The sequence below is a fragment of the Asaia sp. Ae19-3 genome, assembly GCF_059801175.1.
Genome location: NZ_JBCHWF010000001.1, coordinates 324069 through 337494, shown reverse-complemented (window position 1 = coordinate 337494; position 13426 = coordinate 324069). Strand labels below are relative to the sequence as shown.

11 protein-coding genes and 1 other RNA gene are annotated in these 13426 nt (G+C 60.1%); 3 read left to right on the top strand and 9 right to left on the bottom strand.

Features of this window, described 5'->3' with window-relative positions; translation table 11 throughout:
- The first annotated feature begins 8 nt into the window (after positions 1-8).
- Complete coding sequence (locus AAID99_RS01380) at positions 9-527, top strand: hypothetical protein (RefSeq protein ID WP_188424885.1); 519 nt, start codon at positions 9-11, stop codon at positions 525-527.
- 25 nt (positions 528-552) lie between these two features.
- Here the strand turns inward: AAID99_RS01380 and AAID99_RS01375 are convergent, their stop codons facing one another.
- The 9 genes from AAID99_RS01375 to AAID99_RS01335 form a co-directional block, all read right to left on the bottom strand.
- Positions 553-2454 (bottom strand): glycosyltransferase family 2 protein, encoded by a 1902-nt coding sequence (locus AAID99_RS01375; RefSeq protein WP_188424883.1) that lies wholly within the window; start codon positions 2452-2454, stop codon positions 553-555.
- 22 nt (positions 2455-2476) lie between these two features.
- On the bottom strand, positions 2477-3238 hold the full coding sequence (locus AAID99_RS01370) for an SDR family oxidoreductase (RefSeq protein ID WP_188424881.1): 762 nt from the start codon (positions 3236-3238) through the stop codon (positions 2477-2479).
- A complete protein-coding gene (gene recR / locus AAID99_RS01365) occupies positions 3235-3834 on the bottom strand; it encodes a recombination mediator RecR (RefSeq protein ID WP_229719471.1) in 600 nt (199 codons plus the stop codon). Before recR ends, AAID99_RS01370 begins: the two co-directional genes overlap by 4 nt.
- 25 nt (positions 3835-3859) lie before the next feature.
- Complete coding sequence (locus AAID99_RS01360; protein ID WP_188424879.1) at positions 3860-4183, bottom strand: YbaB/EbfC family nucleoid-associated protein; 324 nt, start codon at positions 4181-4183, stop codon at positions 3860-3862.
- A gap of 18 nt (positions 4184-4201) precedes the next feature.
- Entirely contained in the window at positions 4202-6256 is a 2055-nt protein-coding gene (locus AAID99_RS01355) for a DNA polymerase III subunit gamma/tau (RefSeq protein WP_188424877.1), read from the bottom strand.
- A gap of 32 nt (positions 6257-6288) precedes the next feature.
- Positions 6289-6385: signal recognition particle sRNA small type (gene ffs, locus AAID99_RS01350), an RNA gene on the bottom strand.
- A 57-nt stretch (positions 6386-6442) separates the two neighbouring features.
- Positions 6443-8167 carry a gamma-glutamyltransferase gene (ggt, locus tag AAID99_RS01345; RefSeq protein ID WP_498494236.1) on the bottom strand — a complete coding sequence of 575 codons (1725 nt, stop codon included), beginning with the start codon at positions 8165-8167 and terminating at the stop codon, positions 6443-6445.
- A gap of 109 nt (positions 8168-8276) precedes the next feature.
- On the bottom strand, positions 8277-9074 hold the full coding sequence (gene map, locus AAID99_RS01340; RefSeq protein WP_188425381.1) for a type I methionyl aminopeptidase: 798 nt from the start codon (positions 9072-9074) through the stop codon (positions 8277-8279).
- A 122-nt stretch (positions 9075-9196) separates the two neighbouring features.
- Positions 9197-10225 (bottom strand): D-alanyl-D-alanine carboxypeptidase family protein, encoded by a 1029-nt coding sequence (locus tag AAID99_RS01335; RefSeq protein ID WP_229719529.1) that lies wholly within the window; start codon positions 10223-10225, stop codon positions 9197-9199.
- Positions 10226-10493: 268 nt separating this feature from the next.
- Between AAID99_RS01335 and clpS the strand changes: the two genes are divergently transcribed.
- Positions 10494-10922 carry an ATP-dependent Clp protease adapter ClpS gene (clpS, locus tag AAID99_RS01330; RefSeq protein WP_498492870.1) on the top strand — a complete coding sequence of 143 codons (429 nt, stop codon included), beginning with the start codon at positions 10494-10496 and terminating at the stop codon, positions 10920-10922.
- A gap of 120 nt (positions 10923-11042) precedes the next feature.
- On the top strand, positions 11043-13379 hold the full coding sequence (gene clpA, locus AAID99_RS01325) for an ATP-dependent Clp protease ATP-binding subunit ClpA (RefSeq protein ID WP_498492868.1): 2337 nt from the start codon (positions 11043-11045) through the stop codon (positions 13377-13379).
- The last annotated feature ends 47 nt before the right edge of the window (positions 13380-13426 follow it).

Sequence of the window (13426 nt, the reverse complement as noted above, 5' to 3'; positions counted from 1 at the left end):
TTTTGTGCATGGCCCCTTCCCCTTCTTTGGCAGAGACCGCGCATCAGTTACAGCAAGCCCTGAACGCCCAACCAAGCGCGACCAGGGTGCTGCAACAATATTGCCAGGGCCGTTTTCCCGGCCTTGCGCTTCAGGCCGTTGCACTACCGACCGGCCCTGACGCGCGCCCTCCTTCCGAACCTGAGCGTTTTGCCCTGCGAAAAGGGGAGACACTGCGCACACGGCATGTCAGCCTGCGCTGCGGCGCGCTGGTGCTCTCTGATGCCTGGAACTGGTACGTACCAGAGCGTCTGACGGCAGAAATGAATAAAGCGCTCGACAATTCGACAGAGCCGTTCGGCCATGTCGTCGCAAGTCTGCACTTCACCCGCCTGACCCTTTCCAGCGAGACCGGCAATCTGCCTCCGGGTGTTCTGCTACGCAATCGGGCTTTGCTTCTGAGGGGCGGAGACAGACTGCCTTTCTCTCTGGTTGAAGAAAGCTATCTGGCCGCAGGGTTCAACCATGTGGCTCTCCCGCCCGAGTGACACCCGGTCTGGAGGACGCAAGCCTTCAGATCATTTCTCTCTTATGGCCACGCAGTTCTCGCCATTCATCGACAAGCGCGCACCACCGCTCGCGCACATCTGCCGCTATCCGGTCATCATTCTGCATGATCTGCGCACTCTGCTCAACGAAGGCGACAGACTGGGACAGGAAACGACTTTCAATTTCAGCCTGAGCCGCAGCGACCCCCGGTATGGCAAGAAGACGTCTCATGCCCCGGTGAATATCATCAGCCAATACACGCCCAGGCTTGGGGCCATCTAGACTGAACCGCGTCGTGAAAAGGTCAAAGATACCGGGGTTGTTGTAGCGAAAATGCTTGTCTTTCAGAACACCGCTATTGTCATTTTCGCCCCGGGCGAATTTCCAGACATATTCTTCCAGAGACCGCACGTGATAATGACAGATAGAAGCATTGATTGTCGGCTTCGCCGCAAAATTGATGTCGTGATCGGTCAGATCGCAACTCTTCTGACGCTCGCCGTCGATCGTCATATAGGATACGAGCGCACGCTCACGAGACGTGGGATGATGGGCTGACGCACCGGAAAAAAGATTTGTCCGAAAAACGGTTTTGATGAGCGGGTGCGTCTCTGTCTCGACAAAGCGCTCTGCCGAGAGACCCGGCGCCCATGTCAAATGGCCGTTTGGCGTCAGTACACGCCATGACATTGCAATGGCCTCGGCTCCCTCACGCTCTCGATCAGCCAGCAGAGGGGGCAGACAGTAATCGACATCCGCGCCCGGAAGGACGACCTCGTCGAGATCGACCACGAGACACCAGCGGTAATCGAGTATCTCGGGCAAAATCATCAGGGCATGGTCATAAGCCTTGTCCTGCATGTTGATACGCCCTGGGGCCGCCCCGCTATTGTCGATCCAGATAATCTCGCCAGCAGCGGCGAGAGCGCGCAGCATGGCATCGGAGCCATCAGTCAGGTCATTGGTATAGATGAAAAACTGCTCAACACCGATACGCCGGTGATGGGCGATCCACTCAAGAAGATAGAGCCCCTCATCACGGGCAGTCGCCAGAAGGGCCAGTGTTCTGGTCGGTGCGATCGCGCGCCTGGCAGCGCTGAGTAATCCTGCTCCTCGGCAATGGACGCTCTTGCCGCGCATATTCTCCTTGAAACCCATGAAATCAAAGGAGGCATCGGCGCGCTGCATGGCCAGACGACGGCCTTGTCGGAAGTCGTTAAGGCGGCCGAAACCCTCTGCGAGCCATTTGGCCGTCGGCAGGGAAAAAAGCAGCCGCGCGCATTTCTGCGTAATCGGATTGTCCTGCCGCGTCAGGTCAGAAACGAAGAGCGTCGCAAATGCCTGGAGCGCCTCGGCGGTCAGAAGATCGCCCAGCAGATCGAGAAGAGCCGGGTGAAATGACGGTGGACACTCGAGAAGCGCATCAAGGAGCTGCTCGGAACTCTTCCTCCCCTGCAAGATGGCCGCAAACTGCGTCGCAAAATCATCCCATCGCGCGTTTGCGGGCAGTTCCACAGGCACGAGAGTGAAGCGCTCCCAGTCGGAAACGGCCGTGCGATCCGTAAAAATACGCCCGGTATCGATTTCCGCCGTGAGGAAATTGGGGTGCCCGAAACCTTTGAGGGCCATCTTCTCGCCCTGCTGCCTGATGGCGGAAAGCAAGGCAAATTCCGGTGTCCAGCCACCGCGCTGGAATGCAGAGCCCGCCTCAGGCCACTCGCCATTGGCGGTCACAAGCAATAGCAGACCAGGCGCGCAGGACCATCTCATGGCCAATGTCTGACGCGATGCGTCCTGAGGCGCACGGTGCGACAAGGTCAGGTTTTCAGAATCGAGACAAAGCACTGTCTGATGCTCTGTAACAACCTTGGAAATCGTGCAGATGACACGCTCACCATTGGTCATACGACACTGAAATGAGGTCATCTCGCCGGGTCCACCTTTTATATCAAGCGCGCCACTGTAGATGCTGACCGCCATCCAGCGCAATCATCTGCCCGGTTACTGATGGCATGCGCAGTAAAGCGGTCATGGCCGTGACAATTTCTTGCGGATCGGCACCCGTTTGCAGAGGCGCATTCTGACGCATTCGGGCAAAATGCTCATCACTCTGCCCGATAGCCGGCAGGACGGGGCCCGGGCCGATCGCATTGACACGAATACGCGGCGCAAGCGCGAGCGCCATGCTCTGGGTCAGAGTCCAGAGCCCTGCTTTCGAGAGCGTATAGCTGACGAAGTGCGGCGTCAGATTCCAGACACGCTGATCGAGAAGATTGAGCACCATGCCCTGGGCCGTCTCGGGCAGAGCGCGGGCGAAATCCTGCATCAGCACAAAAGGCGCCCGCAGATTGGTCTCCATGTGCCGATCCCACGACTCACGGGTCGCATCATGCCATTCGTCACGTTCGAAAACCGACGCATTGTTGATCAGCACACCAATCGGCCCGAGAGCCTTTGTAGCGTCACTCATCAGCGAGGCGACGTCGGCCTCTTTCGAAAGATCGGCTTCGAGCACACAGCCCGTGACGTCGAGCGTCGCCAGAAGCGCACGCGCTTCATCGGCATGACTGCGACAATGAAGCGCGATGGCGAAGCCCTCCTGCGCCAGAGCCTCGACGAGTGCCCTGCCAATACGCCTGACGCCTCCCGTCACCAGAGCGGCCCGCGGGATCAAGGGCGCAATATCGGCGCGTGGTGCGACATGTTTCATTGCGCAGGCCGCCTTGCTGAAAGAGCCGCTGCAAGCGTGCCGTCATCGAGCACATCCAGCGCGCCACCGATGGGCACACCGTGACCAACGCGTGTCACAGCAACCTTGTGAGCAGAGAGCTTTTCCTGCAACCAATGGGCTGTACTGGCGCCTTCCACTGTTGCCCCGAGCGCCAGAATGACCTCGCGCACCTCACCGGAAGCCACACGCGACAGAAGAGAGGCCGTATTGAGATCTTCCGGCCCCGTGCCCGAGAGCGCGGAAAGCACGCCGCCAAGCACCTGATACGTCCCGGGATGCAGACGCGAGCGTTCCAGCGCCCAGAGATCGCCCACCGTCTCGACCACACAAATCAATCCGTGATCGCGCGACGGATCGGCGCAGATACTGCAGGGGTCACTGCTATCGAGCGTGCCACAGATATGGCAGCTTCGCACTGAATGCGCAGCCGCTTCCATGGCCTGAGCAAGCGGGAGCAGCCTTGTCTGGGGTGAGCGCAGCAGCACCAGCGCGGCCCGCCTTGCGGAACGCGGCCCGAGACCAGGCAGGCGCGATAACAGCTGGATCAGCCTTTCAACATCGCCACCACCCATCATGACCCTGCGCTCCCTGTGGGGTTGATCAGAACGGGAATTTCAGACCGGCAGGCAGGTCGATGCCGCCGGTGACCTTGCGCATTTCTTCCGCATTGGCCGCTTCGACCTTGGTGCGTGCATCGGCAAAGGCGGCGATGATCAGATCCTGCAGCATCTCGACCTCATTCGGGTCAGCAAGCTTGGGGTCGATCCTGAGCGCGCGCATGTCGCCCTTGCCGCTCAGCGTGACACTGACCAGACCCGCACCCGAAACGCCCTCAACCGTCAGCGCATTGAGTGTGTTCTGAACGTCTTCCATGCGCGACTGCATCTGGGACGCCTGCTTCATCAGCCCTGCGAGATTCTTCATGGTGTTTGCTCCTTGAGACTAGAAAGAGGACCCGCCGCCGAAATCGTGCCAGTCATCATCATCCATCAGATCGGCATCGATCGGGGCAAAGTCCAGATCGGGGGCCACCGGCTCTGTCGCCCAGCTTTCGGGCGCCTCAAGCTCTTCGGGCGGCAACCCGTATTCATCGAGCGACAGATCCTTGGGTTCGCCGACACGGGCATCGGGAAAGACATCGAGAATGGCGCGCAGCAATGGATGAGCATGCAATTCCTCACGATGCAGAGCCACAATCTCCGCACCCTGCTCATCAAGCGTCGGCTCGCCTTCTTCCTGCGAGGTCTCGATCTGCCACTGACCCGGATAAACGCGTTCGAGCAGGGCCTGAAGCCGCGTTTCGATGCGCGGCGGCGTTCCACGCGCCATGCGCAGCACGACGCGCGGTGGCTCAAAGCGCACCAGATGCGCAGAATGGCGCAGGATACCGTGCAGCATCGCCTCTGACTCGCGCGCCACGAAGGCGACGATCTCACGCCACGAGCGCAAAGGCGGCGGCGGTGGATCGGCGCGCTCGCTCTCTGGCGGCGGCGGCGCTGGCGTCAGGATCGGCGCGGGCGCGAGGTCTGGCGTTTCATAGGCCACACCGCCATTGGCCACGAGACGCAGCGCGGCACGCGGGCGGTCATCGCCACCATCACCGGCTGGCCCTGCCATCGTCCCGCGAGCCGTCAGCCCCGCTCCGTCGTCAGATGTCTGGCCTGAGGGCAGGCCAGAGGCGCCGCCCTCCTGTCCATCTGCAGGCATCTGCATGACCAACCGTGCCAGACGATCGGGAGTCGGAAGTGTGCTGGCATAGCAAAGACGGATCAGCACCATCTCGGCTGCCGCACGCCGGTCTGGCGCCTGTTCGACTTCCTGAATGCCCTTGAGCAGGATCTGCCAGGCGCGCCCGAGCTCTGCATTGGGCAGACGATCGGCAAGAGACGCGCCACGATCACGCTCAGCCTCGGGCAGTTCGCGACTATGGCGAAGGCTCGGGATGGCCTTGAGACGCGAGATGATATGAATCAGATCGAGCAGATCAGTCAGCAGAATGCCGAGATCGGCACCCTGAGCATAGGCCTGGCCACTGATCGAAAGCGCCTGATCGGCCTTGCCCTGCATCAGCACTTCAAACAGGTCAAAGACAAGCTGGCGGTCTGCAAGCCCCAGCATGGCGCTGACCATGGGCGCTTCGATGCGCGCGGCACCTTCTCCCTCGCCCTGGGCAATCGCCTGATCGAGCAAGGAGAGGCCGTCGCGTACCGAACCATCGGCAGCACGCGCAATGAGCGAGAGCGCCTCATCGGCAAACGCGACCGATTCCTTTTCTGCAATACCGGCGAAATGCTGCATCAGCATTTCCTGTGGCACGCGACGCAGGTCGAAACGCTGACAGCGCGACAGCACGGTGACGGGCACCTTGCGCAGCTCTGTCGTCGCAAAAATGAACGTTACCTGCTCGGGAGGCTCTTCAAGCGTCTTCAGCAACGCATTGAATGCATTGCGCGAGAGCATGTGGACCTCATCGATGATGAAGACCTTCATACGCCCCTGCATGGGCCGGAAACGCGTTGCCTCGATGATTTCGCGGATATCGTCCACGCCGGTGCGCGAGGCCGCATCCATTTCCAGAACGTCGGGATGGCGATCGGCGAGTATGGCGGTGCAATTGGCGCACACGCCGCATGGATCAGCCGTAGGGCCGCCCTGACCGTCCACGCCAATACAGTTCAGAGCCCGCGCGATGATACGCGCGGTTGTGGTCTTGCCGACGCCACGCACCCCGGTGAGCATGAAGGCATGGGCCACGCGGCCCAGCTGGAAGGCCCGGCGCAGGATACGTACCGTGGCGTCCTGACCGATCAGATCATCGAAATGCTGGGGGCGATATTTGCGCGCCAGAACACGATAGGGCCCGCTTCGCTCTGCCGGTTTCTGCGGCTCGGGAGTCAGAATCGGTGTCGGCGCAGGAGGCGCATCGAAAAAACCGCCCTCTTCCATTGGGGGGAGCGGAATTTCTTCTGGGGTGGGGATATCGTCTGAAGGGGTCATGCGCGGAAAAGCGAGACCGGCTGCTTCAGAGGGTGGGAGGCCGAACACATGACCCGAACAAAACTCACTGCGGCTGCTTCCTTCCGGACCTGACCGGGTTCGCAAGCCGTCCGTCCAAGGCCGACCTCCCGGTGCAGGGTTAACACCATTCTGCCTCTCTTGCGCAAGAGGCAGGTGCAGGTTTTTTTACAACCCGCTCGCGCCGCCACCCTCATGACGACGATCCCAGCCGCCATAAAGCTTGCCGGTCTGCGCTGCAGCGACTGAAGGACGTCCGAAAAGGATACCCTCTGCAACACCCCATGGACGGTGGGGAGACAGCGAATAGCCTTCGAGTTGCAGGGCCTGCATGACGTCAGGACTGAGCGCACGCGGCTCCAGTTCGATGGCCACCGGCTTCCACTGCTCATGAATACGCGGCAGATCGACTGCCTGCTGGATATCCAGCCCGCCATCGATCACCCCGAGCACAACCGACAGCACGATGGTCGGAATGCGCGACCCGCCGGGACTGCCGATCACCATGAAAGGCTTGCCCTCATGAGAGATGATCGTGGGCGCCATGGAAGAAAGAGGCGTCTTGCCCGGCGCGATGGCATTAGCCTCGGAGCCGACAATGCCGAACATGTTGGCGCTGCCAGGCTTGGCCGAGAAATCATCCATCTCGTCATTGAGGAAGAAGCCCGTATCGCCACCGATCACACCGGCACCGAACCAGCCATTGAGCGTGTAGGTAGCCGAAATGGCAAAGCCCGAGCGATCGGCGACAGAAAACTGCGTCGTCTCGTGCTTTTCATGGGTGTCGCCTGCGGAGGGCTGCGCCGCCATGGGCATTGCAGCCCCGGCCACCAGAGCGTCAGAATTCAGCGCATGATCGAGGGGAATACCCTTGCGAATTTCGGCGGCATAAGCCGGGTCAATCAGATGGGCGACCGGATTTTTCACGAAATCAGGGTCGCCTAGGTCACGACGATCCGAATAGGCATGACGCATGGCTTCGACCTGACGCTGCACACCGGCCACGCTGCGTAGGCCAAGAGCCTTCATGTCATAGCCGGAGAGGATATCGAGCATCTCGCAAAGCGCGACCCCACCACCGCTCGGAGGGGGCGCCGTGTCGATGTCATAACCGCGATAGCTGCAATGGATCGGCGCAAACTCGCGCGGGTGATAGGCTGCAAAATCGGCAAGGGTCAGAATACCCCCGCTTTCCTTGCTCGCCGCGACGATCTGCCGGGCAATCTCGCCCTTGTAGAAAACATCGGCACCCGATTGCGCGATACTGCGCAGCGTCTTTGCAAGCGCCTTTTGAACCAGGCGGTCGCCTTTCTGGAGCGGGGTGCCATCGGGGCGCAAGAAAATGCCACGCGCATGGGCATCCTTCTGAAAGGCCTCCGTGCTGGTATGGAGCAGATCGGCATCACCCTGCCCCAGCACGAATCCCTTCTCGGCCAGAGCAATCGCCGGTGCCATGACCTTCGCACGGCTGAGCTTGCCCCATCGGTGATGAATTTCCTCTAGCCCTGCAACGGTACCGGGCACGCCTATGGCACGCCAGCCCTCGATCGACGCCTTCTGGTCCACCTTGCCCTGGGCATCCTGATACATCGTGGGCGTCGCTGCGCCCGGCGCATGTTCGCGAAAATCGATGAATGTCGTTTTGCCATCCGGCAGGCGCAGGGTCATGAACCCGCCGCCGCCGATATTACCCGCAGCCGGGTAAACAACAGCCAGCGCATAGCCGACAGCGACCGCTGCATCAGCTGCGTTCCCGCCAGCGGCGAGAATCTGGCGCCCGGCTTCGGAAGCAAGATGCTGCGCCGACACCACCATGCCCCGTGTCCCCTCGACCGGCCTGGCCGGTTTCAGCTCGGGATTGACTGTCCCGAAGGCCAGCGGATCGTAGGGCATCGCAGCCGGAGCTGCGAGGGACAGGCTCGGCAGGGAAATACCGGCGAGAAGGAACGACAGGGCTGCCGTCCGGGTGCAGACACGCTTCACGTAGATCGTTCCTTACCGTTCAGCCCAGCTTGTACGGGGGCTTGGTGTAACCAGCGGGTGAAAGTGTGAAAATCTCGCATCCATCGCGTGTGACGGCAAGCATGTGCTCGAACTGCGCTGAAAGGGAGCGGTCACGCGTAACAGCTGTCCAGCCATCCTCAAGCGTCTTTGTACCTTCCTTGCCGAGATTGAGCATGGGCTCGATGGTAAAGACCATACCTTCCTGCAGTTTCAGCCCCTTGCCGGGCTTGCCGTAATGAACGACCTGCGGTTCTGCGTGAAATTCGCGTCCGATGCCATGGCCGCAGAAATCGCGCACGACCGAGAGACGCAGCCCTTCGGCAAAGCTCTGTATGGCATGGCCGACATCACCCAGCGTCTTGCCCGGGGCGACTTCGGCAATACCGAGCATCAGCGCCTTGTAGGTCGCATCGACGAGGTTGACAGCCTTACGCGGCACAGCCCCGACCAGATACATGCGTGACGTGTCACCATACCAGCCATCAAGAATCGAGGTGACGTCGATATTAACGATATCACCATCCTTCAGAAGGCGTTCACCAGGAATGCCGTGACAGACAACGTGATTGATCGAGATGCAGCAGGATTTGGGAAAGCCGCGATAGTTCAGCGGCGCCGGAATCGCACCGTGATCGAGCGTGTACTCATGAATCAGCCGGTTGAGATCGTCGGTCTTGGCACCCGGCACCACATAGGGCGTGATCATGTCGAGCGTCGCAGCTGCCAGCTGCCCCGCCTTTCTCAGACCGACAAAATCTTCCTCGGTGTGGATGGGAACCCCATGATACGACTCCATACTGTCCATGCGCTGATTTCACCTCCTGCTGAATTCTGTCATCTTGCAAAGAATTCAGAGAAAATGCGCGCCCGAGGCGTCAGGGGCAAGATCAACGCCGCGTTTTTTCGCGGCGTCCGGGTTCAGCCCTTCTGGTGACGGGATTTTTTCTTCGTCGCAACGACATGGCGTGAGGTCGCCATGCGCACATTGGCGCTGGCGACAGTGTGATGCCTGGCACCATGCGCAACCGGCTGGTAGCGGCGCGGACCCGTCGGCGCCTCGGCCACCTCGAAGACGGCGCTCGACCCACCCGAGGCATGACCACGGCGACGCACATTGCGCGCCAGCACTGTGGGCTGATGCAACGGCGCCATGGGTGCCACGCCTTCAGATGCGAAACCCTGATCGAGAATATTGGCCATCATGGCGTTGCGCTGCGGATTGGAGCGCGCACCCAGCACCACGCCTACCAGACGGACATTGCTGCGCTGGGCCGAGGTGATGAGGTTATGACCTGCCAGATCCGTATATCCCGTCTTCATGCCATCTGCCCCTGCATAGGTCTTGAGCATGGGATTATGGTTGGGGATCATGCGCCCGTGAAAAGCGAACATCGGCGTCGAGAAGTAATGGTAATATTCGGGAAAATCCTGAACGAGATGCTGTGCGAGCATCGACAGGTCGCGGGCCGTCGTCACCTGATCGGGGTCAGGCAGGCCTGACGCATTACGGAACGTCGTGTTGGACATGCCGAGCGCGCGCGCCTGCTGCGTCATCATATTGGCAAAACGCACTTCATCGCCGCCACCAAGCAGTTCGCCCAGAGCGCAGGCAGCATCGTTGGCCGATTTCGTGACGAGCCCGAGAATCGCCTGCTGCACCACAAAACGCGTACCAGGCACAAGACCGAGCTTCGACGGTGCCTGGGTCGAGGCATGGATCGAGACGGGCACCGTGGTGTCAGGCGTGATTTCGCCAGCCTTCAGGGCACGAAACGCCATATAGAGCGTCATGAGCTTGGTCAGCGACGCCGGATAGCGCTGGAGATCGGGATCGACCTGCGACAGCACGGCACCGCTATTGACGTCGACGACATAGGAACTGATGTGACCGGCATACTGGGCGTGCGCCACTTTCGGCACGGCAACCACACCAGCGCTCAGGCACATGCCCAGCGCCGTGCGCGTGAACACAACCCATTTGCGCGTCTTACCCGCATTCTCAGCCTTCTGGAGGCGTTTCTTCTTTGCGGATTGCATGCAGTAGGTCACTTGTGCCCCCGGTTCACTGGCGGTTTTCCCATCATAGACAGACGCCTTTCCTGTCGTCCACGATCATCTGCGCCAATTGCGGGAAAAATAAGGTAAACGGCGCCTTCAGCGGAAATCTGGCGGTTTGTTCCGCGTTAGATCTTTGCGATCGACGTTTTCATCCCATATGCTCCTGACCATGCACTACCGCGCCACGACCACCGAGACCTTTATCTCGCCCGGCTTTACTTCCGGCGCGCCTGCGCTTGTCTGCGCCTCCACCCCGGATGAGCCGCCCAGCAAGGATGGCGGCAACGACGAATCGCATATCAGCGTCGTCATCCAGGCACGACCCGAGACACGCCGTCCGGCGATGTACAAGGTTTTGATGCTGAATGACGATTACACACCGATGGAATTCGTTGTGCACGTTCTGGAACGCTTTTTTTCCAAATCGCGCGAAGAAGCGACGAATATCATGCTCAATGTTCACAAGAAGGGCGTCGGCATCTGCGGTGTCTTCACCTTCGAAGTGGCCGAGAGCAAGGTGACACAGGTGATGGATCTCGCCCGGCAGAACCAGCACCCGCTGCAATGTATGATCGAAAAGGCCTGATCGCGCCCCTTGTCGGCCATCAGTCCCTGAAACCACATAGAGAGTATTCTTTTTCTAAACCAAGATAAGCCTACATCCAGTCCTGTTGGCCCGTCACGCCTGACCCAAAGGAGCGCCCCCATGTTGTCTCGTATGCTCGAACAGACGCTCCATCGCGCCCTCACCCTCGCCGGAGAACGGCGACATGAATATGCGACCCTCGAACATCTTCTTCTGGCCCTGACCGAAGACACCGACTCGGTAACTGTCTTCAAGGCCTGCGGTATCGACCTCGAAAAGCTGCGCACCGACCTCACGGAATTCCTCGACAAGGACCTTGCGGGCCTTGCCTCCGAGCGCCCGACCGAGCCCAAACCCACTGCCGCTTTCCAGCGTGTGATCCAGCGCGCGGCCATTCATGTGCAATCGACCGGTCGTGATGAGGTAACCGGCGCCAATGTGCTGGTGGCCCTTTTTGCCGAGCGCGAGAGCCATGCCGTGTATTTCCTGCAGCTGCAGGACATGACGCGTCTCGATGCTGTCAATTTCATCTCGCATGGCATTGCCAAGGCCCCCGATAAGTCGAGCCGTCGCACCCCCACCGGGTCGCGTGACAAGGAAGAGGGCGAGCGGGAAGAAAAACAGGGCAAAGCCGCCAAGCCGCAGGAAGCGCTGGCCGCCTATTGCGTCGACCTCAACAAGCGCGCTGAAGACGGCAAGATCGATCCGCTGATCGGGCGCGACAATGAGGTCGAACGTACCATTCAGATCCTGTGCCGCCGCACCAAGAACAACCCGCTTTATGTAGGTGATCCGGGTGTCGGCAAGACGGCCATTGCCGAAGGCCTGGCCAAGCGCATTGTCGAAGGTGACGTGCCTGAAGTCCTGCTGGATGCGACGATCTTCTCACTCGACATGGGCGCGCTGCTGGCTGGCACGCGCTATCGTGGCGATTTCGAAGAACGCCTCAAGGCAGTGGTCACCGAACTGGACCAGACACCGGGCGGCATTCTCTTCATCGACGAGATCCACACGGTTATCGGCGCGGGCGCGACATCGGGCGGGGCAATGGACGCCTCGAACCTGCTCAAGCCTGCCCTCGCCGCTGGCACGCTGCGTTGCATCGGGTCGACCACCTACAAGGAATATCGCCAGCATTTCGAGAAGGATCGCGCCCTTGTGCGTCGCTTCCAGAAAATCGATGTGCCGGAGCCCTCGATCAGCGACACCATCAAGATCCTGCGCGGGCTGAAGGGCAATTACGAGCGCCATCACAAGGTGCGTTACACCGATGATGCCCTCAAGGCGGCGGTCGAGCTTTCGGCAAAATACATGCATGACCGCAAGCTGCCGGACAAGGCGATCGATATCATCGATGAGGCTGGCGCTTCACGTATGCTTCTGCCCGAGAGCAAGCGTCGCAAGACAGTCACGCTCAAGGACATCGAAGAAATCGTGGCCAAGATTGCGCGCATCCCGCCCAAATCGGTCTCGACCGATGACCGCGAGACGCTGCGCCTGCTCTCGCGCGACCTCAAGAACATGGTGTTCGGTCAGGATCGCGCCATCGAGGTCCTCACCTCGGCCATCAAGCTGGCGCGCGCCGGTCTGCGTGATCCCGAGAAGCCGATCGGCAATTACCTGTTCTCCGGCCCGACCGGTGTCGGCAAGACGGAGGTTGCCAAGCAGCTCGCGTCGTCACTTGGCATCGAACTGATCCGTTTCGATATGTCGGAATATATGGAGCGCCACTCCATTTCCCGCCTGATCGGCGCGCCACCAGGCTATGTAGGCTTCGATCAGGGTGGCCTGCTGACAGATGCCATCGACCAGCACCCTCATGCCGTGCTGCTGCTCGACGAGATCGAAAAGGCGCATTCCGAACTCTATAATATCCTGCTGCAGGTCATGGATCATGGCCGTCTGACCGATCACAACGGCAAGACAATCGATTTCCGCAATGTCATCCTGATCATGACGACCAATGCAGGCGCTGCCGATCTGAGCAAGGAGGCCGTTGGGTTCGGACGTACCGATCGCGTGGGTGAGGACGAGGACGCCATCAAGCGGCTCTTCACCCCCGAGTTCCGCAATCGTCTGGATGCGATCATCCCGTTTGCCAATCTCACCCCCGAGACTGTCGGACGCGTAGTGGAGAAGTTCGTGCTGCAGCTTGAGGCGCAGCTTGCTGACCGCCACGTCACGATTGAAATCACCTCTGCGGCCAAGGAGTGGCTGGCTGAACGTGGTTATGACCGTCACTATGGCGCCAGACCGCTTGGACGTGTCATTCAGGACAATATCAAGAAGCCTCTTGCAGAAGAGTTGCTCTTCGGTGCGCTGGTCAATGGTGGCGCGGTGCGTATTGGCTTGAAGGACAATGCGCTCAATTTCGAGTTCCTCGAGGCCACGCCCGCAGCGAGCAAGACAGGCGAAGAGGATTCCGATGAGCGGTCGGAAGCAGCCAGCAATAATTGAGACCCGATAACCCGGACCTCAATAAAAAAGCAGTGGGGAAACCCACC

Bases quoted from the DNA above. Each gene is read 5' to 3' on its own strand.
- clpS (WP_498492870.1), top strand. From the start codon at position 10,494: ATGCTCCTGACCATGCACTACCGCGCCACGACCACCGAGACCTTTATC.
- AAID99_RS01360 (WP_188424879.1), bottom strand. From the start codon at position 4,183: ATGAAGAATCTCGCAGGGCTGATGAAGCAGGCGTCCCAGATGCAGTCG.
- AAID99_RS01375 (WP_188424883.1), bottom strand. From the start codon at position 2,454: ATGACCTCATTTCAGTGTCGTATGACCAATGGTGAGCGTGTCATCTGC.
- ggt (WP_498494236.1), bottom strand. From the start codon at position 8,167: ATGCCCTACGATCCGCTGGCCTTCGGGACAGTCAATCCCGAGCTGAAA.
- map (WP_188425381.1), bottom strand. From the start codon at position 9,074: ATGGAGTCGTATCATGGGGTTCCCATCCACACCGAGGAAGATTTTGTC.
- AAID99_RS01355 (WP_188424877.1), bottom strand. From the start codon at position 6,256: ATGACCCCTTCAGACGATATCCCCACCCCAGAAGAAATTCCGCTCCCC.
- AAID99_RS01370 (WP_188424881.1), bottom strand. From the start codon at position 3,238: ATGAAACATGTCGCACCACGCGCCGATATTGCGCCCTTGATCCCGCGG.
- recR (WP_229719471.1), bottom strand. From the start codon at position 3,834: ATGATGGGTGGTGGCGATGTTGAAAGGCTGATCCAGCTGTTATCGCGC.
- AAID99_RS01335 (WP_229719529.1), bottom strand. From the start codon at position 10,225: ATGTGCCTGAGCGCTGGTGTGGTTGCCGTGCCGAAAGTGGCGCACGCC.
- AAID99_RS01380 (WP_188424885.1), top strand. From the start codon at position 9: ATGGCCCCTTCCCCTTCTTTGGCAGAGACCGCGCATCAGTTACAGCAA.
- clpA (WP_498492868.1), top strand. From the start codon at position 11,043: ATGTTGTCTCGTATGCTCGAACAGACGCTCCATCGCGCCCTCACCCTC.